17 protein-coding genes are annotated in these 19,322 nt (G+C 74.6%); 8 read left to right on the plus strand and 9 right to left on the minus strand.

Annotation, left to right across the window (positions count from 1 at the left end; translation table 11 throughout):
• Positions 1-104 precede the first annotated feature (104 nt).
• A complete protein-coding gene (locus ACSHWO_RS29745) occupies positions 105-311 on the plus strand; it encodes a hypothetical protein (RefSeq protein ID WP_361089972.1) in 207 nt (68 codons plus the stop codon).
• Between the two features lie 3 nt (positions 312-314).
• Here the strand turns inward: ACSHWO_RS29745 and ACSHWO_RS29750 are convergent, their stop codons facing one another.
• The gene (locus ACSHWO_RS29750) at positions 315-1,307 is read right to left on the minus strand and encodes a LacI family DNA-binding transcriptional regulator (RefSeq protein WP_438319307.1); all 993 of its coding nucleotides are present in this window, start codon (positions 1,305-1,307) and stop codon (positions 315-317) included.
• Between the two features lie 252 nt (positions 1,308-1,559).
• Between ACSHWO_RS29750 and ACSHWO_RS29755 the strand changes: the two genes are divergently transcribed.
• Entirely contained in the window at positions 1,560-2,594 is a 1,035-nt protein-coding gene (locus ACSHWO_RS29755) for an NUDIX domain-containing protein (protein ID WP_438316631.1), read from the plus strand.
• 219 nt (positions 2,595-2,813) lie between these two features.
• Here ACSHWO_RS29755 and ACSHWO_RS29760 read toward each other — a convergent pair whose 3' ends face one another.
• Both ACSHWO_RS29760 and ACSHWO_RS29765 read right to left on the minus strand, forming a co-directional pair.
• Positions 2,814-3,518, minus strand: a complete 705-nt coding sequence (locus ACSHWO_RS29760) for an MBL fold metallo-hydrolase (protein WP_438316634.1) — start codon at positions 3,516-3,518, stop codon at positions 2,814-2,816.
• Between the two features lie 108 nt (positions 3,519-3,626).
• The gene (locus ACSHWO_RS29765; protein ID WP_438316637.1) at positions 3,627-4,991 is read right to left on the minus strand and encodes a dipeptidase; all 1,365 of its coding nucleotides are present in this window, start codon (positions 4,989-4,991) and stop codon (positions 3,627-3,629) included.
• 267 nt (positions 4,992-5,258) lie between these two features.
• Here ACSHWO_RS29765 and ACSHWO_RS29770 point away from each other — a divergent pair, with 267 nt between their 5' ends.
• The gene (locus tag ACSHWO_RS29770) at positions 5,259-6,479 is read left to right on the plus strand and encodes a geranylgeranyl reductase family protein (protein WP_438319308.1); all 1,221 of its coding nucleotides are present in this window, start codon (positions 5,259-5,261) and stop codon (positions 6,477-6,479) included.
• Between the two features lie 189 nt (positions 6,480-6,668).
• Here the strand turns inward: ACSHWO_RS29770 and ACSHWO_RS29775 are convergent, their stop codons facing one another.
• On the minus strand, positions 6,669-7,130 hold the full coding sequence (locus tag ACSHWO_RS29775) for a nitroreductase/quinone reductase family protein (RefSeq protein WP_438316640.1): 462 nt from the start codon (positions 7,128-7,130) through the stop codon (positions 6,669-6,671).
• Between the two features lie 132 nt (positions 7,131-7,262).
• On the opposite strand from ACSHWO_RS29775, the gene ACSHWO_RS29780 reads away from it, so the two are divergent.
• Positions 7,263-7,949, plus strand: coding sequence for a TetR/AcrR family transcriptional regulator (locus ACSHWO_RS29780; protein WP_385813441.1), 687 nt, complete (start codon positions 7,263-7,265; stop codon positions 7,947-7,949).
• A 21-nt stretch (positions 7,950-7,970) separates the two neighbouring features.
• On the opposite strand, the gene ACSHWO_RS29785 is transcribed toward ACSHWO_RS29780, so the two are convergent.
• Both ACSHWO_RS29785 and ACSHWO_RS29790 read right to left on the minus strand, forming a co-directional pair.
• The gene (locus ACSHWO_RS29785) at positions 7,971-8,234 is read right to left on the minus strand and encodes a DUF6332 family protein (RefSeq protein ID WP_438316643.1); all 264 of its coding nucleotides are present in this window, start codon (positions 8,232-8,234) and stop codon (positions 7,971-7,973) included.
• An 83-nt stretch (positions 8,235-8,317) separates the two neighbouring features.
• Complete coding sequence (locus ACSHWO_RS29790; RefSeq protein WP_438316646.1) at positions 8,318-9,058, minus strand: maleylpyruvate isomerase family mycothiol-dependent enzyme; 741 nt, start codon at positions 9,056-9,058, stop codon at positions 8,318-8,320.
• 37 nt (positions 9,059-9,095) lie between these two features.
• On the opposite strand from ACSHWO_RS29790, the gene ACSHWO_RS29795 reads away from it, so the two are divergent.
• Entirely contained in the window at positions 9,096-9,770 is a 675-nt protein-coding gene (locus ACSHWO_RS29795; RefSeq protein WP_438316649.1) for an alpha-ketoglutarate-dependent dioxygenase AlkB family protein, read from the plus strand.
• Between the two features lie 97 nt (positions 9,771-9,867).
• A complete protein-coding gene (locus ACSHWO_RS29800; RefSeq protein ID WP_438316652.1) occupies positions 9,868-11,139 on the plus strand; it encodes an ROK family protein in 1,272 nt (423 codons plus the stop codon).
• A gap of 239 nt (positions 11,140-11,378) precedes the next feature.
• Here ACSHWO_RS29800 and ACSHWO_RS29805 read toward each other — a convergent pair whose 3' ends face one another.
• Positions 11,379-11,978, minus strand: a complete 600-nt coding sequence (locus ACSHWO_RS29805) for an ATP-binding protein (protein WP_385812911.1) — start codon at positions 11,976-11,978, stop codon at positions 11,379-11,381.
• A 197-nt stretch (positions 11,979-12,175) separates the two neighbouring features.
• Here ACSHWO_RS29805 and ACSHWO_RS29810 point away from each other — a divergent pair, with 197 nt between their 5' ends.
• Entirely contained in the window at positions 12,176-13,312 is a 1,137-nt protein-coding gene (locus ACSHWO_RS29810) for a PLP-dependent cysteine synthase family protein (protein WP_361090005.1), read from the plus strand.
• 89 nt (positions 13,313-13,401) lie between these two features.
• Here the strand turns inward: ACSHWO_RS29810 and ACSHWO_RS29815 are convergent, their stop codons facing one another.
• Positions 13,402-13,899, minus strand: a complete 498-nt coding sequence (locus ACSHWO_RS29815; protein WP_438316657.1) for an SRPBCC family protein — start codon at positions 13,897-13,899, stop codon at positions 13,402-13,404.
• A 286-nt stretch (positions 13,900-14,185) separates the two neighbouring features.
• On the opposite strand from ACSHWO_RS29815, the gene ACSHWO_RS29820 reads away from it, so the two are divergent.
• Positions 14,186-16,783, plus strand: a complete 2,598-nt coding sequence (locus ACSHWO_RS29820) for a hypothetical protein (RefSeq protein ID WP_438316660.1) — start codon at positions 14,186-14,188, stop codon at positions 16,781-16,783.
• Here ACSHWO_RS29820 and ACSHWO_RS29825 read toward each other — a convergent pair.
• Positions 16,734-19,211, minus strand: coding sequence for a right-handed parallel beta-helix repeat-containing protein (locus ACSHWO_RS29825; RefSeq protein WP_438316663.1), 2,478 nt, complete (start codon positions 19,209-19,211; stop codon positions 16,734-16,736). The two genes, ACSHWO_RS29820 and ACSHWO_RS29825, sit on opposite strands and share 50 nt — an antisense overlap.
• Positions 19,212-19,322: the final 111 nt, after the last annotated feature.

Genomic DNA, 19,322 nt, shown 5'->3' on the forward strand with positions numbered 1-19,322 from the left:
TGCGGAACACCCTGCTCGTTTGGGGGAGTTCGGCTGCGATCCGGTTCGGAACACTTCGTTCCGTCGCTGCCCGGCGGCGGCCCGGGCAGGGGTGGAATCGAGCCATGACCACTTCACCGAACCAGGCCGGCGACAGCGACCGGCCCCTTCTGACGCTGCACGCGGCCGTCGTCTTCCTGGCCGCCCTGATCATCGGGCTCGTCGTCGGCGGGCTCAGTCATCTCGGCGGCGTGCCCGCCGCCCTCGCCGTGCTCGCCGGGCTCGGAGCGGCCGGGGCGGCCGTGCCCGTACTGCACGGCCTGATCCGGTGACCGTCAGGCGGGCGGCGGGAGTTCGCCCGAGCCGCGCGGGATGAGGCGGGTCGGCAGCTCTATGCGGGTCGGGGGGAGCTCGGCGCCCGCCAGGCGTTGGAACAGGCGGTCCGTGGCCACCCGGCCCAGGGCCGCCGCGTCCTGCGCGACCACCGTCACCCCGGGGCGCAGCAGGTCGGCCAGTTCGAAGTCGTCGAAGCCGACCAGTGCCACCGGGTGCGGGTCCGGACGTTCGGCCAGGACCCGGACCGCCGTCACCGTCACGCGGTTGTTCCCGGCGAAGAGCGCCGTGGCCGGCTCCGGGCCCGTCAACATCGCCCGGGCCGCCGCCGCGACGCTCTCCGGGGTCGTCGGGCCCAGCGAGACCCAGGACGGTGCGACCGGCAGGCCGGCGTGCGCCATCGCCGCCCGGTAGCCGCGCAGGCGTTCCGCCGCCGTGTGGATGTGCGGCCGGTCGCCGATGAACCCGATCCGGCGGTGGCCGGCCGCTATCAGGTGCGCCACGCCCTCGCGGGCGCCGGCACAGCTGCCCGAGAGCACGACGTCCGCCTCGATGCGGCCCGGCGGCCGGTCCACGAACACCGTGGCCACACCGGCCCGGATCTCCGGCTCCAGGTAGCGGTGGTCGTCGCCGGCCGGGATCACGATCAGACCGTCCACGCGGCGTGCGCACAGCGCGAGCGCCAACTCCCTTTCCCGGTCCGGGTCCTCGGCGCTGGAACCGTTGATGAGCAGCGCGCCGTGCGATCGGGCCACTTCCTCCACGGCCCGGTTCAGAGGCCCGTAGAACGGGTCGGCGAGGTCCTCCAGGACCAGCCCGACGGTGGCCGTACGGCCCTTGCGGAGCACGCGCGCGCTGTCGTTGCGGCGGAATCCGAGCGCCTCGATGGCCTCCTGGACCCGGCTGACCGTCTCCGGGGTGACTCCCGACTCCCCGTTGACGACCCGGGACACCGTCTTCAGGCCCACCCCGGCGCGGGCCGCCACGTCCTTCATGGTCGGCCGGTGGCCGTAGCGGGAGTCGGACGGGTGGCGGTGGGGTGGGGGCACGGGGTGGGTCCTCCGGGGTGGGTGGGTGCCGGTTGGGTGGGTGCCGGTTGGTCGGGTGGGTGCGTGCCGGTTGGGTGGGTGCCGGTGGGTGCGTGCCCTGCCGAGGATATGCACTGCGTCGGTGCGCGGGTTTCCGTGGCAAGGTGATCGGGGCAAGCCACAGGGGGCTTCGGACGAGCCGCGGGGAGAGGGATAGAAGTGATTGTCTGGATCAACGGCACATTCGGCGCCGGGAAGACCAGCACGGCCCGTGAACTGACCGGCATCCTGCCGGACAGCACCCTGTACGACCCGGAGCTCGTCGGCGACGCGTTGCGCAGGCTGCTGCCGCGCAAACGGCTCGCGGAGGTGAGTGACTACCAGGACCTGCCGAGTTGGCGGCGCCTGGTGGTCGACACGGCCGCCGCGCTGCTCGCCGAGACGGGCGGGGTGCTCGTCGTACCGATGACGCTGCTGCGCCAGGAGTACCGGGACGAGATCTTCGGCGGGCTGGCGGCGCGGCGGATCCCGGTGCGGCATGTGCTGCTGGCGCCTGCGGAAACGATCCTGCGGGGGCGTATCGCGAACCGGCGGGAGGTGGGAACACCTGAAGCCGATCTGCGGGTGAAGGAATGGTGTTACGACCACATACCGGTCTATCGGCAGGCGCTGGGCTGGCTCACGACCGATGCGCATGTCATCGACAACAGCGGGCTGAGCGTACGGGAGACCGCGGAGCGGATCGCCGAGGCCGTACGGACGGAGGCGGCCGGGATCTGCGACATCGTGCAGACTCCGGAGCCGACGCGGGAGACGGTGGCCGCTGGCGTGCTGCTGTTCGACGCGGACGACCGGGTGTTGCTGGTCGACCCGACGTACAAGGCGGGTTGGGAGTTCCCGGGCGGGGTCGTCGAGGCGGGAGAGGCGCCGGCGCGGGCGGGTGTGCGGGAGGTCGCCGAGGAACTCGGCCTTGAGTTGGGTGGTGTGCCCGAGTTGCTGGTCGTGGACTGGGAGCCGCCGGTGCGACCTGCGTACGGGGGCCTGCGGCTGCTCTTCGACGGGGGCCGGCTGGATGCGGAGGCCGTGGCCCGACTGCGGCTCCCGGGGCCGGAGTTGCGGGCCTGGCGGTTCGTGACCGAGGCGGAGGCCGCGGACCTGCTCCCGCCGGTGCGGTACGAGCGGCTGCGGGGGGCGCTGCGGGCCCGGGAGCGGGGCCGGGCCCTGTACCTGGAGGCGGGGCGGGCCGTGGGGTAGGCGGAATCCCGTTGGTCCGGGGTGCCGAAGCCGCGGAGGAACGGGCCGGGGGTGGCGTTCGGGTGGGGGGCCGTCGGAAATGCGGGGCCTGTCGTGGCCGGCAGGGGCGTTGAGCAGGCGGGACCATCAGGGCCCCGGCGGGGTTCCCTCGGGGGCGCCTCGGACCGCTACGTGCTTCTCGTGCGTCGGCGGCCGACTGCCGTCCGGGGCGGCGCGTGGTCAGGGGAGGGCGGGCGAGGAGGTCGCGGCGGTCCGGAGGACGGACGCCGTGTCCTCGGTCAGGGGGTCTCCGTGGCCGAAGCAGGCCACCGACGGGGCCAGGGCCGCCAGGCGGCGGAAGGATGCCCGGGCCTGTTCGCGGTCCACGTTGAAGACGCCGAGCATGACCTGGCCCACGCCGGCGACGCAGTCGCCCGTGAACAGCACGCCGTGGCGGGGGAGGTGGATGCCGATGCTGCCCGGGGTGTGGCCGGGGGAGTGGACGACCACTGCTCCGTCACCGAACGGGAGGACGTCGCCGTCCTGCACTTCGATGTCGACCCGTGTCGGTGGTGCTTCGGGGACCGTCATACCGTGCTCGTACAGCGGGATCTCCCAGTCGAGGAGCACCGGGTCCGGTACGGGCTGTTCGCCCCGGATGACCGGTGCCTCCAGGCGGTGGGCCAGTACGCGTGCGCCCCAGCGGCCGGCGAGTTCGTCCGCCGCGCCGACGTGGTCGCGGTGGCAGTGGGTCAGGACGATCCGGTCCAGTTGGTTCGGGGTGTGGCCGAGGGAGCGGATCGCCTGCTCGATCTCCGGCGCTGAGCTCCTGTGGCCTGCGTCGATGAGGGTGAGGGAACCGTCGCCGTCCCGCCAGAGGTAGGCCTGGCCGATCGGGAAGCGGAGCATGTGGAGTTGTTCGGGCAGTATCTCGACAAGATCCATGCTTCGAACGTACGGCCGTCGTGGGTGGGGTGGAACGGCTTTCACCCGCAGCGGAGTTCGCTCGTGGCGCAGGGCGGCCCGGCCGGGGGGCCGGGCCGCCCGGGTGGGTCAGGCCCGCCTGGAGGCGGCGTAGTTGACCAGGAAGTGGGCCTCGGCGATGGAGAGGCGCTCCAGCTCCTCGGGGGAGACGCTCTCGTTGACCGCGTGGATCTGGGCCTCCGGCTCGCTCAGGCCGATCAGCAGCATCTCCGCCTGGGGGTAGAGCGTGGTCAGCGTGTTGCACAGGGGGATCGAGCCGCCCATGCCGCTGACCTGCATTTCCTGACCCGGGTAGGCGATCTCCATCGCGGCGGCCATGGAGGCGTAGGCCGGGCTGGTCGTGTCCGCCTGGAAGGGCTCGCCCTGGCCCACCACCTCGATCTCCAGGCGGGCCTTCCACGGGGTGTGCGCCCTCAGGTGGGCCTCCAGGAGCTTGATGGCCTCGGCGGTGTCCACGCCCGGCGGCACGCGCAGGCTGATCACGGCGGCCGCGCTCGCGTGCACCGACGGGGTGGCACCCACCACCGGCGGGCAGTCGATGCCGAGCACCGTGACGGCCGGGCGGGCCCACAGGCGGTCCGCGATGGTGCCCTCGCCGATCAGCTCCACCCCGTCGAGGACCTTCGCGTCGGCCCGGAAGTCCGCCTCCGGGTACTGCAGACCCTCCCACACCGCGTCCGACGCCAGGCCGTCCACGGTCGTGGAACCGTCCGCGGCGCGCAGCGAGTCCAGCAGGCGGATCAGGGCGGCCAGGGCGTCGGGGGCCACGCCGCCGAACACGCCCGAGTGCAGGTTGCCGCCCAGAGTGTCGATCTTCACCTTCACCAGGCACATGCCGCGCAGGGTCGCCGTCACCGTCGGTAGACCCAGGCGGAAGTTGCCCGCATCGCCGATCACGATGGTGTCGGCGGCCAACAGCTCCGGGTTCGCCTCCGCGTACTGCTGGAGGCCGCCGGTGCCCTGCTCCTCCGAGCCCTCGGCGATCACCTTCACGCTGACGGGCACGCCGCCGTTGGCCTTCAGCGCGCGCAGCGCCAGCAGGTGCATGATGAAGCCGCCCTTGCAGTCCGCGGTGCCGCGGCCGTACCAGCGGCCGTCCCGCTCGGTCAGCTCGAAGGCCGGGGAGATCCAGGCGTCCTCGTCCAGCGGGGGCTGCACGTCGTAGTGCGCGTAGAGGAGGACCGTGGGCGCGCCCTCGGGGCCGGGCAGGAAGCCGTACACCGACTGGGTGCCGTCGGGGGTGTCCAGGAGGGCCACGTCCTGGAAGCCCTCGGCGCGCAGGGCGTCGGCCACCCAGTTCGCCGCGCCCTCGCTCTCGCTGCGGGGGAACTGCGCCCAGTCCGCCACCGACTGGAAGGCCACCAGCTCGGTCAGCTCCTGCTTGGCGCGGGGCATCAGCGAGGCAATGGTCTCGGCGATCGGATTCTGGGACATGGGCACGCTCCTCCTGGGTGCGACGTTGTGTCACGTGTACGCCTACCGGCATCCGCCTGGTGGGCGTGTGCCGGATCCCGTCCCCCGGGTACGGCGGACGGGCGCGGCGCAGGTCAGTCCGATCCTCGCACAGCAGGGCGGGCCGGACACGCCCCGTAGGATTTCCCCGGCATCGGAGCAAACCATGATCAGGAGCAGCAGCACATCGTGAGCAGCGACGACGACGTACGCGACGCAGCAGGGCAGGCCGCTGAGGGGGCAGGGGACATGGTGGCCGGGGGGACCGGCGAGGTGTGGGACGTGGTCGTGGTCGGCGCCGGCCCGGCCGGCGCTTCGGCGGCCCGTGCGGCGGCGAGCGCGGGGCGGCGGGTCCTGTTGCTGGAGAAGGCGGAGCTGCCCCGGTACAAGACGTGCGGCGGCGGCATCATCGGGCCGTCGCGCGACGCGCTGCCGCCCGGCTTCCAGCTGCCGCTGAAGGACCGGATCCACGCCGTCACCTTCTCCATGAACGGCAGACTGACCCGCACCCGCCGGTCCAAGCACATGCTGTTCGGGCTGATCAACCGGCCGGAGTTCGACGCCGGGCTGGTGGCGGAGGCGGAGAAGGCGGGCGCGACGGTGCGTACGGGCACCGCCGTCGCCCGCGTCGAGCAGCACGGAGCGGCGGTGCCGGACCGGCGCACCGTCGCCGTGGTGCTCGCGGACGGCGAGACGGTCCTGGCCCGGGCGGTCGTCGGCGCCGACGGCAGCGCCAGCCGGATCGGCGCGCACGTCGGGGTCGAGACGGACCAGGTCGACCTCGGTCTGGAGGCGGAGATCCCCGTCCCGCCGACGGTGGCCGAGGACTGGAAGGGGCGCGTCCTGATCGACTGGGGGCCGCTGCCCGGCAGTTACGGCTGGGTCTTCCCCAAGGGCGACACCCTCACGGTCGGGGTCATCTCGGCGAAGGGCGAAGGAGCCGCCACCAAGCGGTATCTGGAGGACTTCATCGCCCGCCTGGGACTCGCCGGCTTCGAGCCGTCCGTGTCCTCCGGGCACCTGACGCGCTGCCGTACGCCGGACTCGCCGCTGTCGCGGGGCCGGGTGCTGGTGGCGGGCGACGCGGCCGGGCTCCTCGAGCCGTGGACCCGCGAGGGCATCTCGTACGCGCTGCGGTCCGGCCGGCTCGCCGGGGAATGGGCGGTGAAGATCGCCGAGGCGCAGGACGCGGTGGACGCGCGACGGCAGGCCCTGAACTACGCCTTCGCCATCAAGGCCGGGCTGGGCGTGGAGATGGCCGTCGGCAAGCGGATGCTGACCGCCTTCGAGGCGAAGCCGGGGCTGCTGCACGCGGCGATCACGGGCTTCCGCCCGGCGTGGCGCGCGTTCGCCCGGATCACGCGGGGCGCGACGACGCTGCCCGACCTGGTCCGCACGTACCCGCTGGCCCGCAGGGCCCTCCACGCCCTCGACAACCGCACCTCCCGCCCGACACCGCCGTCCCGCTGAACCCGCTGCCGCGGCGGGGCCTCGGGCGGCCGCTGTCGGCTGCACACGGCACGTGTCGTTCCCCCTGACCGTCGTCGGCGGTCAGGGCGGTGCGGTGCTGCTTCCCCTCATGGGGCATGACGGCGCCGAGTGGCGGGAGCGGGCCTCGTTCGCGCTGCTGCAACGAACGGGCTCGTCGGTGTCGGTGGGTCAGGGGGACAGGGTGAGGCGGAAGACGGGGTGGTCGGCCGAGGCCGCTCGCAGGGTCGCCTCGGGCGAGCCTGCGGTGACGCCGTTGAAGAACGCGTTGACCTCCCAGCCCCACCGCTTCAGGTAGGCGCGCAGGATGCGGGCCTTCTCCGCCGGGTCGGTGAGTTCCGTGGCCGTGAACGTGCGGACCCTGCGGCCCACGCGCAGCTCACCGCCGCCCGCCACCCGCATGTTGCGGACCCACTGGGAGTGGCCGCGCGCCGACACCAGGTACTGCTCGCCCTCGTACGCGTGCGGGTTGACGGGGATGCGCTGCATCCGGCCGGAGGTGCGGCCGCGGACCGAGAGCTCGGCGGTGCCCGCCAGGCTGACGCCGACGCGGGCGAGCATGCCCATCAGGGAGTTGAAGCGGGCGGCGACGGGGCCCACCTGGACGTAGTACGGGGTGTTCGGGGCGGGCATGGCGGCCTCCGGTAGAGCTGGTGAGAGAGCGGTGCTCTCGCTTAGGAGCAGTGTGCACGGATCGCCGCACTGAAGCAAGAGCACTGCTCTCGATTTGGTGCGGCGATCTCGCTGTGTGGCAGACTGGCCGCCATGACTACCGTGCGCGGGGCCCGGGAGCGGGCCCGTATCGAAGTCACCGCGGCCATCAAGGACGAGGCGCGCCGCATGCTCGCGGCCGAGGGCGCCGCCAAGCTGTCCCTGCGGGCCGTCGCCCGCGAGCTGGGCATGGTCTCCTCGGCCCTCTACCGCTACTTCCCCAGCCGTGACGACCTGCTCACCGCACTCATCGTCGACGCGTACGACAGCGTGGGCGCGGCGGTCGAAGGCGCCGATGACGCCGGCGAGCCGCCCCGCGCGCGGTGGCTGGCCGCCTGCCGGGCGTTCCGCGGGTGGGCGCTCCAGCACCCGCACGAGTACGCCCTGATCTACGGCTCGCCGGTACCCGGGTACAGCGCTCCCATGGACACCGTCGGCCCGGCCGCCCGGGTCGGCAACGTCTTCATCGGCATTGCGCGCGCCGCGTACGAGGGCCGCGGGCTCGCTCTCCCGCCGCTGCCCGCCGGGCTGCGGCCGGAGGCCGTGCGGATGACCGCGGACTTCGCGCAGGGGCTGCCGCCGGAGGTCACCGCCGCCCTGGTGGCCGCGTGGGCGCAGGTGGCCGGGCTGGTGTCCTTCGAGGTGTTCGGCCAGTTCAACAGGGTCGTCGAGGACCGCGACGCCTTCTTCGGCCATGCGGTCGACCAACTCGCCCGGGGGATCGGCTTGCCCGCTGCGTGAGCGCGGCGGCCCGTGGACGGGTCAGCGGCCGTCGTTCTCCGGGCGGCGGGCGAACCGCCACAGCAGGTGGATGACGCGGAGTACGAACACCACCGCGGCCAGCAGCCCGCCCGCCACCGCCAGGACGCCCTCCACGGCGGGGGAGAGGCCGAAGGCCAGAGCTGGCCCGTACACCGCGCAGAACACCAGGGCGGCGGCGAAGCAGGCGCTGACGAAGGCGTAGCCGATCTCGATGGTGATCGCGTCGCGGTCCGCCTGCGTACGCCGCCCCGTGTGCTGGTCCATACGTGCAGTGTCGTGTGGGGTGCGCACCGTCACAAGGGGGTCTTTGGGTCGCCGCGCAAGCGGCCGGCCCCGCGGGCGGCGGGTCAGATGCCGGCCGTCTCGATCCAGAGGCGGGCCAGCGAGTCGTCGCCCGTCACACCGGGGCCGGTCAGCGGGAGGCGGTTCCACAGGGCCGCGTACAGCCAGGCCGCTTCTCCCGCGACCTCGCAGTCCGCCGGGCCCACGTCGCCGAGAACCGCACGGGGCGGTTCCTGCGACAGGTGCACGCTCCACACCGCGCCCGTGTCGGCGGACCGGACCCGCATGACCCGCGGCCGGTCGGTCCGCACCCGGCTGCGCGGCCGCGCGTGGAAGCCGGTCAGCAGCTCGTGCACGCCGTCCTCCGCGAACTCCGGCGAGACCGGGGAGAAGGCCCTGCCGAGCGCCGCCTCGGCGTCCATGCGGTGCACGGTCGTCTCGTGCGCCTGCCGCCGCGCCCAGAACGCGAGCGGCGACGGCGGGGCCGTCGGCAGGAACGTCCAGCACTGCACGTCGTCCGGCGCCCCGGTCAGCGTCCGGACCAGCGCCGTGTGCCCCTCCCGGAACCAGGCCAGCAGCTCGGCGCCGACCAGCTCGGGCCCGTCCGGGATCGGGGTCGGCTCCACGACCGCGTCCTGGACGAACGAGGCCGCCCACCGGTGCACCGCGCCCGTGTGCCGCAGCAGATCGGTGACGCGCCAGGTGGGGCAGGTGGGGATGACGGTGTCCAGGCCGGCCCGCTCGGCCGTCTCGGCGAGCAACTCGCCTTCCCGCTCCAGGGCCTCGACGTATTCGGTGATCTTCATGCGGGCAGTGTCCCAGCAGAGCCGGGACAATGGGGCCATGAACGGGGAACTCTTCCCGCGCGAGCGGGCCGAGATCGCCCCCGGCGCGGTGCACGTGCCCGACTGGCTCGACCCGGAGCGCCAGCGCGAGCTGCTCGCCGCCTGCCGGGTGTGGGCGCGCCCGCCCGCCGGGCTGCGCACGGTCCGCACGCCGGGTGGCGGGACGATGACCGCCCGCCAGGTGTGCCTGGGCCTGCACTGGTATCCCTACGGGTACGCCCGCACCGCCGTCGACGGCGACGGCGCCCCGGTCAAGCCGATGCCCGTCTGGCTGGCCGAGCTGGGGCGGGAGGCGGTGGCCGACGCGTACGGCGCCGGGTACGGCGGGCTACCGCCGGACGCCGCCTACGACATCGCGTTGATCAACTTCTACGGCGGGGACGCGCGCATGGGCATGCACCGCGACGCCGAGGAGAAGTCCCCGGCGCCCGTCGTCTCCCTCAGCCTCGGCGACACCTGCGTCTTCCGTTTCGGCACCACGGAGTCGCGGGGCCGGCCCTACCAGGACGTACGCCTGTGCAGCGGGGACCTGTTCGTCTTCGGCGGCCCGGCCAGGCAGGCCTACCACGGCGTGCCGAAGGTGCTGCCCGGGACCTCCCCGTCGTGGCTGGGGCTGACCGGGCGACTGAACATCACGATGCGGGTCAGCGGGCTGGAGCCGCCCCCGGACTGACGGGCGGCGCACGGGCGCCGGTCGGCCCGTGGCCGAGACCGGGCGGTGATCGACCGCGGGCGCCGCGCAGCCTGCGGATCATGCGAGGATCGCTGTCATGAACGGCAACGGGGCCCCGCGGCGGGTGGGAGATGTGACGACGGCGTCCACGGCATCCGCGGCATCGGCGAAGACCAAGCTGGAGCGGGGCCGAGGGGCCCTCGGCCCGGCACTGGAGCTCGTCCACACGGGCCGGGCCCCGACCCGCGCGGTCCTGACGGCCGAGCTCGGCGTCACCCGCGCCACCGCCGGGGCCGTCGCCGCCGAGCTGGAGGCGCTCGGGCTGATCCGCGTCGACTCCAGCCCCGGCCGGGCGGGCGGCGCCCAGGGCCGCCCCTCCCACCGGCTCGCCATCGACGAGAGCGGCCCCGTGGCCCTGGCCGCACAGGTGCACCCGGACGGCTTCCGCGCCGCCCTCGTCGGTCTCGGCGGCCGGATCGTGGCCACCGCCCCCGGCAAGATCACGGTCTCGGAGGACCCCGCGCAGGTGCTGGGCGCGGTCGTGGAGGCCGGCGCCGCACTGCTCGCCGAGACCGGGCGGCGCTGCATCGGCGCCGGACTCGCGGTCCCGTCCGCCGTCGCCGAGCCGGACGGTACGGCGCTCAACCCGCTGCACCTGGCCTGGCCCGCCGGTTCGCCGGTACGGGCCATCTTCGAGCAGTGCGTGAAGGCGGCCGGCATCGACGGCCCGGCCCTGGCCGGGAACGACGTCAACCTCGCCGCGCTCGCCGAGCACCGGCACGGCGCGGGCCGCAGCGCCCAGCACCTGCTGTGCGTGGCGACCGGGCACCGCGGCGTGGGCGGGGCGCTCGTCCTGGACGGCCGTCTGCACAGCGGGAGCTCGGGGCTGGCGCTGGAAGTCGGCCACCTCACCGTCAACCCGGAGGGGCGGCCCTGCCACTGCGGCGGCCGCGGCTGCCTGGACGTGGAGGCGGACCCGCTGGCGTTCCTGACGGCGGCGGGCCGCACGCCGGGGCCGGAGGTGTCCCTGTTGCAGCAGGCCCGCGACCTGCTGCGCGAGGAGTACGCGCAGCCCGCGGTGCGGGCGGCCGCGGAGGAGCTCATCGACCGGCTCGGCCTGGGCCTCGCGGGCCTGGTGAACATCCTGAACCCGGACCGGATCATCCTGGGCGGGCTGCACCGCGAGCTGCTCCACGCCGACCCGGAGCGCCTCAGGGCCGTGGTCGCCGACCGGAGCCTGTGGGGGCGCAGCGGGGGAGTGCCGATCCTGCCGTGCACGCTGGACCACAACAGCCTGGTGGGGGCGGCGGAGCTGGCCTGGCAGCCGGTGCTGGACGACCCGCTGGGTGCGTTGGGGGCCGCCGGTTAGGAGCAGTCCGGGCGATCACGTGTGGGGTTCGCGGCAGCGGGGCCGGACACTTGCTCCTCTCCGGCTGTCGTGGAATCGCCAGAGCTCGAAGCCGGTCAGGCCGGTTCGGCCCAGCCCACCAGTCCGGTCAGTGAGGGGTGGAGCGCCAGGCCCCCTTCGCCGGCCGTGGCCGCCCGTCGCCGCCGTTCGCTCCGGTCGTCGCTGTCGGGTGCCGGGTCAGGGGGTCGGGCAGCGGGGCTTCAGCCGGGCCTGATCGCGGTGCTGGCGGCCACCGACACGCCCACCGGCTCGGGGTCGGGGTCCGCGGCCAGGGACAGGGCCGGGGCGGGCTCCCGTACCGGGGTGGAACGGCTGCGCACGGGGCGCGGGCGGGCCGGCGCCGCGGGGGCGGCGCGGAGCGAGAACCACACCACCTTGCCCGAGCTGTCCTCCTGGGGCCGGGCCCCCCAGGCCTCGCTGACCGCCTCGACGAGGGCGAGGCCGCGCCCGCAGGTCTCCAGGGAGTCCAGCAGGCCGGAGCCGGGCGTGGGGCTGGGGCCGGGGACGGGCGGGGCGTCCCCGGACGCCGGCCGGCGGACCGGGAGGCGCGGATCGCTGTCGTACACCGAGACCGTGAGCCGCCCCAGCCGCAGCTCGATCTCGACCGTGCACCTCTTGTCCGGCTGCGCGTGCCGGTGGACGTTGCTGAGAAGCTCCGTCACCCCGAGCGCAGCCCGGTCTATGAGCGGATCCAGCTGCCAGTGGCGCAATTGCGCTGAAACGATCCTCCGGATCTGGCCGATCCGGGACGGCAAGGCCTGCAGTTCGACGACGCAGTGCCTGCGTGAATGACTGATCACGGCTGCGACTCCCCGACATGAGTGTTACGGGTGCTGCACCCTCGGTAATGCCACACCAGGGTCACCCACGGTGCCCGCGGATGCAACCGAACGCGATCGAAAGCGATCCATATAGATACCCAAAGTGACTGTTTGTGCAGGTGAGAGGGGTACATTGCGAAAGCAGGGGGCCAGGAACGCACGAAGGAGCAAGGCGCATGAGCACCACCCGTACCTCCGGTACGACGGCTACGACGATTGACGTCGACCGCAGCGACGCGGAGTACCGCGCCTGGCTGAAAGAAGCCGTCCGCAAGGTGCAGGCAGACGCGAACCGCTCCGCCGACACCCACCTGCTGCGCTTCCCGCTGCCCGAGGAATGGGGCATCGACCTCTACCTCAAGGACGAGTCCACGCACCCGACGGGCTCCCTCAAGCACCGCCTCGCGCGCTCGCTGTTCCTGTACGCCCTCTGCAACGGCTGGATCCGCCCCGGCCGCCCCGTCATCGAGGCCTCGTCCGGCTCGACGGCCGTCTCCGAGGCGTACTTCGCCAAGTTGATCGGCGTCCCGTTCATCGCGGTCATGCCGCGCACGACCAGCCGGGAGAAGTGCCGGCTGATCGAATTCCACGGCGGCGAATGCCACTTCGTGGACGACCCGATGAAGATGTACGAGGAGTCGGCGGACCTCGCGGCCCGCACCGGCGGCCACTACATGGACCAGTTCACATACGCGGAGCGGGCCACGGACTGGCGGGGCAACAACAACATCGCGGAGTCGATCTACCAGCAGCTGCGCCTGGAGCGGTACCCGGAGCCCACGTGGATCGTGGCGACCGCCGGCACCGGCGGCACCTCGGCCACCATCGCCCGCTACGTGCGCTACATGCAGCACGACACCAGCGTCTGCGTCCCGGACCCGGAGAACTCCTGCTTCTTCGACGGCTGGACCGCCAACGACCCGCACGCGAGCAGCGATTGCGGCTCGCGCATCGAGGGCATCGGGCGGCCGCGGATGGAGCCGAGCTTCGTACCGGGCGCCGTCGACCGGATGATGAAGGTGCCGGACGCGGCGAGCATCGCCGCCTGCCGCGCCCTGGAGCAGGCCATCGGCCGCAAAGCGGGCGGTTCCACCGGAACGGGCGTGTGGAGCGCCCTGAAGATCGTCGCGGAGATGGTGGCCGAGGGGCGCACGGGCAGCGTCGTCACCCTGTTCTGCGACCCGGGCGACCGCTACCTGGACAAGTACTACTCGGACGAATGGGTCGCCGGGCAGGGCCTGGACCTCACCCCGTACACGGAGACCATCGAGACGATGCTGGCGACGGGCGTCTGGCGCGAGCCCGGCGCCTGAGGCCCCGCGTGCAGGGCGCCGGGGCGGTCAGGGCGGTCAGGGCGGCCGGGCCGTAGGGGCGGTAGGGGCGGTACGGGTGCCCGGGGTGGTCAGGGCGCCCAGCGCCGCGCCGCCAGGCGGGCGTCCAGCGCGCGGACCGCGCCCCGGAACGAGCGGCCCAGCCCCGGCCGGGCCCCGGCGAGCAGCAGCCGGAACACGGCCGGACCGTCCGCGGCGAACGTCCACCGGACCCGGGTGCCGGGGCCCGGTCCGGCGGGGGCGAGCCGCCACTCCTCCAACAGGGCCCGGACGCCGGGGGCGTTGGTCTCGTCGACCCGGTAGGCGTAGCGCAGCCGCCCGACGTCCGCCGCCATGATCGTCTCCTGGAGGCGGACCCCGCCCCGCAACCGGACCTCCCGGCCGGCGCCGCCGTGCGTCGGCCGGGCGAGGGTGACCGCCCCGAACCAGCCCGGCCAGCCCTCGACGTCCTCGGCCAGCGCCCGGTAGACCGCCTCGGGCGGTGCCGCGGCGATCAGGGTCTCGAAGGCGAGGCGTACCGGGGCGGTCTCGGTGAAGTCCAGCCCCACCGGGCGGAGTCGGCGAGCCATGGGATACCTCCTGGGGTGCCGGGCGGTGGTGCGGTGCGGTGAGGCGTGCGGTGCGGTGAGGCGTGCGGTGCGGTGAGGCGTGCGGTGCGGTCGGGCGTGGAAGAGTGCGTGCGACCGAAGGGTAGTTGATAAGCCGTCAGATTTCTGTGTACGCCCGTGGGCCCGTGCGAACGGCTTCGGTGCGCCCGTGCGCGTATCGCCCGTACAGGGGCTATGCGTGCGCTCCGGTGCGCGGGATGCTGGATGCAGGACCTGCGCTGATCCCGCCCCGCGAGCGGAGGCCGCCGTGCCGGACGTCCCCCAGCCCCCGCATCCCCCACATCCCCCGCACCCCCTCGCCCTCGAACTCCTCACCCCGCTTCGGCCCCCGGCCCTCGAACTCCGCGTCCACGGAGTACACGGCGCCGCTCCCGAGGAGCTGCTCGACGATCCCCGCACCGTCAGGGTCACCGGTGACGCGACCGCAGCCGTGTTCCGCCGTGCCGCCGACGCCGATGCCGAGTCGCACCCCGAGCGGTACGCCGGCCGGCCCGTCGTCGAGGCCTACTGCTGGTCCCGCCTCACCTCCGGCAACAGCTCGCGCGCCCTGTGGCTGCTCCTGCTGCCCTTCATGGTGGTCAACCTCGCCCACTGGGCCCGGCCTGCCGCGCCGGCCGCTCCCGACGGGACGCCGCCGCGGGCGGTCCGCGCGTACGGGCTGCTCGTCCGGCTCCTCGCACTCAGCCTCACCCTGCTGCTGATCGCGGCTGCCTGCGAGGTCGCCCTCGACCTTCTCGCCTGGCAGTGCGCGGGCACGGCCTCCTGCACCGCCTCGCGTTCCTGGCTGCGGTTCGCGGAGCCCGGCGGCTGGTGGGGCCAACCCGGGCGGCGGCTCGCCCTCGGCGCTCTCGTCCCGGCCGCGCTCACCGGGCTGCTGTGGCTCCTGTCGAACCGGACGTGGAGCGCCTACGAATCCCAGACCCCGCCCCAGACCGCGCCCCAGGAGGCGGCCGGAGCAGCCGCCCCCGCGTCCGGTTCCGCCTCCGCCCCCGCGTCCGGTTCCGGGTCCGCCGCCCTCGCTGCCGGTTCGCCCGCCGCGGCCACCGCGGTGGAAGGGCCCGGCGACGCGCCCGCCCTCGGCCGGCCCGGATTCTGGTTCGGGCGGCGGATCGTGGCCCGGCTGAGGGCCGCGCACACCGCCGCCGGGCTGCTCACCGTCGCCGCCGCCGTCGCCGCGCCCGCCGCCCGCTACGACCGCCGCGCCGGCACCCCCGCCCTCGAAGCCCTCGGCTGGGCCCTGGAGGTGCTGCTCGCCGCCGGGGCGGCCGCGGTGGTCTGGGTCGTCTGCCGGCGCGGCCGCACCGAGGTCCGGGCCGACCACCGCCTCGACCGGGCCGCCGTCACCGTGCTGCCCGGTGCCGCTCTCGCCCTGCTCGCCGCCGTGCTGCTCCACGCCTCCTGGTCCCGCCCCGGCTGGACCTCCTCCGGCCGGCTTCCCGGCGACTTCGCGTTCGGGCTGCTGACGCTCGCCCAGGGCGTGCTGGTCCTCGCCCTCGCCGCCGTCGCAGCCCGCCTGTACCGGCGCGCCCCCGACGGGGCGACCGTGCTGCGCGGCCTCGGCGGGCCCGCCGTCGCCACGCTCGGCTGCGTGCTCGGCGGCGTGATGTCCGGCGGGGTCGCCCAGTGGGTCGCCGGCCGCCTCGCCGGCGGCGCCGGCCCGCCCGTACCACCCGTGCTGCTGTCCTGGCAGGCCGCCGTCCTGCCGCCGCTGCTCCTCGTCCTGGCACTGCTCGCCGCCGTGTTCGCGGTGCGCGGCGCCCTCCACCGGCGCCGCCTCGCCCCCCGGATCGCCGCCGAGTACCCGGGCGAGACCCCGGACGCCGACCGCAGCCGCCGCATCGCCGGAGCCCGGGCCGCCGCCGCGCTCACCGACTCCGCGCCCTGGTTCCTCGCCGCCGTCTCCGGGGTCACCCTGCTGCTCGGGGCGGCCGCCCTGGCCGGGGCATGGCTGAGCGGGGCGCTCCCCGGCGAAGCCGCCCGCGGAGGCTCCCCGCTCCTCGAAGCCGCCGCCCGCGCCGCACAGGACGCCGGCTCCTGGCTGATCGGCTTCGGCTTCCTGCTCTTCGTGACCTGGGGCCGCCGCGCCTACCGGGACCAGGCCGCCCGCCGCACCATCGGCGTGCTGTGGGACGTCGGCACCTTCTGGCCGCGGGCCGCCCACCCGTTCGCCCCGCCCTGCTACGCCGAGCGCGCCGTGCCCGACCTGACCTGGCGGATGACGGCCTGGACCGGCCGCACGGGCGGCCGGCTGGTGATCTCCGGGCACTCCCAGGGCAGCGTGCTCGCGGCGGCCGCCGTCTGGCAGCTTCCGCCGCACGCGCGGCGCCGCATCGCCCTCCTCACGTACGGGTCGCCGCTGCGCCGGCTCTACGGGCGCTGGTTCCCCGCCTACTTCGGGCCCGGCCCCCTCACGGCCCTGCACCGACAGGTCGACTGCTGGCGCAACCTGTGGCGGGCCACCGACCCGATCGGCGGCCCGGTCGCCGCGGACCCCGCCGGGGACGTGGACCGCGGCCCGCTCGCCGACCCGCTCGCCTACGGACGCAGCGCACGCCACCCGCTGCCCGCGCCCGTCCTGGGCCACTACGACTACCCGTCCGACCCCGCCTTCGCGGCCGAACGCGACGCCCTCCTCACCCGCCTGGCCGGCCCACCCCGCCCGGACCCGCGGAAGGCCCCCGCCCCCGACCGGCCGGCCGTGCCGGGGCAGACCGCCTCCCCGGACGACGCGACCGCCCCGGACCGGCCCGCCGTCCCGCCCGAGCGGTCGGGGTCCGGTGTGCCGGGGCCGAGGGTCAGCAGGGAGCCGGCAGCGCCGGAAGATCCTCCGGAAACAGCAGCGTGAGCTCGTCCGTTCCCGCGTCCGCCAGCTGCGCCACCCGGCCCGCGTGCCGCTCGACCATCGCCTCGAACGTCTGCCGGGCGGTACGGCCGTTGCCGAACGCCGGGCCCTTCGGCAGCTCCGTGAAGTACGCCAGCAGCGCCTCGGCGGTGCCCTCGCCCAGACGGTACTCGTGCTCCTCAGCCTGCTGCTCCACGATCCGCAGCAGCTCCCCGGGCCCGTAGTCCCCGAAGGTGATGGTCCGTGAGAAGCGGGAGGCCACGCCCGGGTTGACGGTCAGGAAGCGGTCCATCTCCTCCGTGTACCCGGCGACGATCACCACGACGGCGTCGCGGTGGTCCTCCATCAGCTTCACCAGCGTGTCGATCGCCTCGCGCCCGAAGTCCCGGCCCGAGTCCTCGGGGGCCAGCGCGTACGCCTCGTCGATGAACAGCACTCCACCGCGGGCCCGTTCGAACGCCTCCTGCGTACGGATCGCCGTCGACCCGATGTGCTCGCCGACCAGGTCCACGCGCGACACCTCGACCAGGTGGCCGCGCTCCAGGACCCCGAGCGAGGCGAGGATCTCCCCGTAGAGCCGGGCCACCGTGGTCTTGCCGGTTCCGGGGGAACCGGTGAAGACCAGGTGGCGGCGGACCGAGGCGGCCTTCAGACCGGCCTGCTGCCGCCGCCGCCCCACCTCGATCATGTCGGTGAGCGCGCGCACTTCGCGCTTGACGCTCTCCAACCCGACCAGCGCCTCAAGTCGTTCCAGTACCTGGCCGGAGCCGCGCGGCGCCGGCGCGCAGCGGTCGGCCGCCCCCTCCGCCGCCGGGGCCCCGGACACCGCCGCCGCTGCTGCCGTGGCCGGTGCGGCCAGGCCGGCCGGCACGGACCCCGCAGTCCGCTGCCCGGTGAGCGTACGGACGCCAGGGCGCTCCCCGGCGGGCGCGCCGCCGGGGGCCGGCCGGTCGGCGTGCCGGGGCGCCGGCTCGTCCGAGGTGCAGCCCTCGGCGACCGGGCCGTCCTCGGCGAACTCGTAGCCGCCGCGCGCGCAGTGCTCGGTGTGGCAGCGGGTCAGGGTGGCCCGGCAGCCGTCGAGGACGTGGAAGCCGAAGCCCGAGCTGCCGGTCACCCGGCAGGAGTCGAAGCTTCCGCGGCCGCCTGCCGACACGTAGAACCCGGCCTCGGCCGGCGAGGTGACCGTGCAGCCCCGGACCGTTGGGTCGGCCCCCTTGGTGACGATCACCCCGGTCTGGGCCGTGTCGATCGTGCAGTCGGTCAGGCTGCCGCCGCTGCCGTGGTCGCGGAACCAGGCACCGGTGCCCGCCTCCCGGATCCGGCAGTCCTCGACCTGCGCGGTCGCGCCGTCGCTCACCGACACGGCCGTGTTGCGGATCTGGAACAGGTCGCTGTCGACCACGTCCGCCCGCGACCCCCGGTCCAGGACGAACACCGCGTCGGGCACGTCGTGCACCCGGCACCCGTTCAGCGAGACGCTGGCCCCGTCGCTGATCCACACAGCGGGGTAGTCGCCCGTGCTGTCGTGGATCTCGCAGGCCTCGGCCTCGACCCGGGTGCCCGGATCCCACACGGACAGCCCGTTGCGGCCGAAGCGGCGCACGGTGGTGCGGGCGAGGGTGAGGACCGAACGGGCCCGCAGGTCCACGGCGTTCTCCGGAACGTCGTGGATGTCGCACCCGGAGAGGTCGAGGACGGCGTCCGTGTCGAGGGTGACCCCGTCGGCCGTGGTGCGGTGCACCGTGCAGTCGGTGAGGCGGGCCGCCGCACGGGCGGCGATCTGCACACCCGTCCCCTTGATCTCGTACACCTCGCAGCCGAGCGCCTCCAGCCCCGAGCCCTCACCGGTGACGGCGACGCCCGCGCCCGAGGCGTGGTGGATCCGGCACCGCTCCAGGCGCGGATGCCCACCGCCGCGGACGCAGACCCCCGCCTGACCGGCGGAGACGACCTCGCACTCCTCGAACACCCCGCCGCCGCCGTCCAGTACGGCGATCCCGACGCCCGTCGGGTTCTCCACCGTGCACCGCCGCACCAGCGGCCGGGCGCCGCCGCGCACCTCGATCCCGGCGGCCGAACGCGTGCTCACCCGCAGCCCCGCCAGCTCCGGGGCGCCGGCCTCGACGAGCACGGCGGGAGCCGCCCGGTCCTGGCCCTCCACGTGCAGGTCCTGGACCACGGCCGAGGCCCGCACGGTGAGCGCGACCCCGTCCGCCGGGGCGATCCGCACGGACCCCGGCGCGCCCTCGGGCCCGCGCAGCGTCACGGCGTGCTGGAGCAGCAGGTTCTCCCGGTAGGTGCCGGGGGCGAGGGTCAGCACGTCCCCGTCGCCGGCGGCGGCGAGCGCGGCGGCCAGCGTCGGATACTCACCGGAGCGGCGCCGCCACCGTGAAGACCCGCCGTGCGTCACCTGGACCGTGCCCTGTGCCATGGTGCTGTCGTGCCCCCGCCCTCGTTCTCGTCCTCGCTCTGCCGAACCGGCAGAACCGGCGAAACCGGCTGAACCCGCCGGATCCGCCCGCAGCGGCTGACGGCAACCGCT

Source organism: Streptomyces pallidus (ex Mingjun et al. 2026) (assembly GCF_051550185.1).
Taxonomy (GTDB): Bacteria; Actinomycetota; Actinomycetes; order Streptomycetales; family Streptomycetaceae; genus Streptomyces.

Excerpts from the sequence above, each read along its gene's own strand:
- ACSHWO_RS29775 (WP_438316640.1), bottom strand. The coding sequence starts at position 7,130 with ATGCCCGCCCCGAACACCCCGTACTACGTCCAGGTGGGCCCCGTCGCC.
- ACSHWO_RS29765 (WP_438316637.1), bottom strand. The coding sequence starts at position 4,991 with ATGTCCCAGAATCCGATCGCCGAGACCATTGCCTCGCTGATGCCCCGC.
- ACSHWO_RS29810 (WP_361090005.1), top strand. The coding sequence starts at position 12,176 with ATGAGCACCACCCGTACCTCCGGTACGACGGCTACGACGATTGACGTC.
- ACSHWO_RS29750 (WP_438319307.1), bottom strand. The coding sequence starts at position 1,307 with ATGAAGGACGTGGCGGCCCGCGCCGGGGTGGGCCTGAAGACGGTGTCC.
- ACSHWO_RS29785 (WP_438316643.1), bottom strand. The coding sequence starts at position 8,234 with ATGGACCAGCACACGGGGCGGCGTACGCAGGCGGACCGCGACGCGATC.
- ACSHWO_RS29800 (WP_438316652.1), top strand. The coding sequence starts at position 9,868 with ATGAACGGCAACGGGGCCCCGCGGCGGGTGGGAGATGTGACGACGGCG.
- ACSHWO_RS29815 (WP_438316657.1), bottom strand. The coding sequence starts at position 13,899 with ATGGCTCGCCGACTCCGCCCGGTGGGGCTGGACTTCACCGAGACCGCC.
- ACSHWO_RS29790 (WP_438316646.1), bottom strand. The coding sequence starts at position 9,058 with ATGAAGATCACCGAATACGTCGAGGCCCTGGAGCGGGAAGGCGAGTTG.
- ACSHWO_RS29780 (WP_385813441.1), top strand. The coding sequence starts at position 7,263 with ATGACTACCGTGCGCGGGGCCCGGGAGCGGGCCCGTATCGAAGTCACC.
- ACSHWO_RS29795 (WP_438316649.1), top strand. The coding sequence starts at position 9,096 with ATGAACGGGGAACTCTTCCCGCGCGAGCGGGCCGAGATCGCCCCCGGC.
- ACSHWO_RS29745 (WP_361089972.1), top strand. The coding sequence starts at position 105 with ATGACCACTTCACCGAACCAGGCCGGCGACAGCGACCGGCCCCTTCTG.
- ACSHWO_RS29760 (WP_438316634.1), bottom strand. The coding sequence starts at position 3,518 with ATGGATCTTGTCGAGATACTGCCCGAACAACTCCACATGCTCCGCTTC.
- ACSHWO_RS29770 (WP_438319308.1), top strand. The coding sequence starts at position 5,259 with ATGGTGGCCGGGGGGACCGGCGAGGTGTGGGACGTGGTCGTGGTCGGC.
- ACSHWO_RS29825 (WP_438316663.1), bottom strand. The coding sequence starts at position 19,211 with ATGGCACAGGGCACGGTCCAGGTGACGCACGGCGGGTCTTCACGGTGG.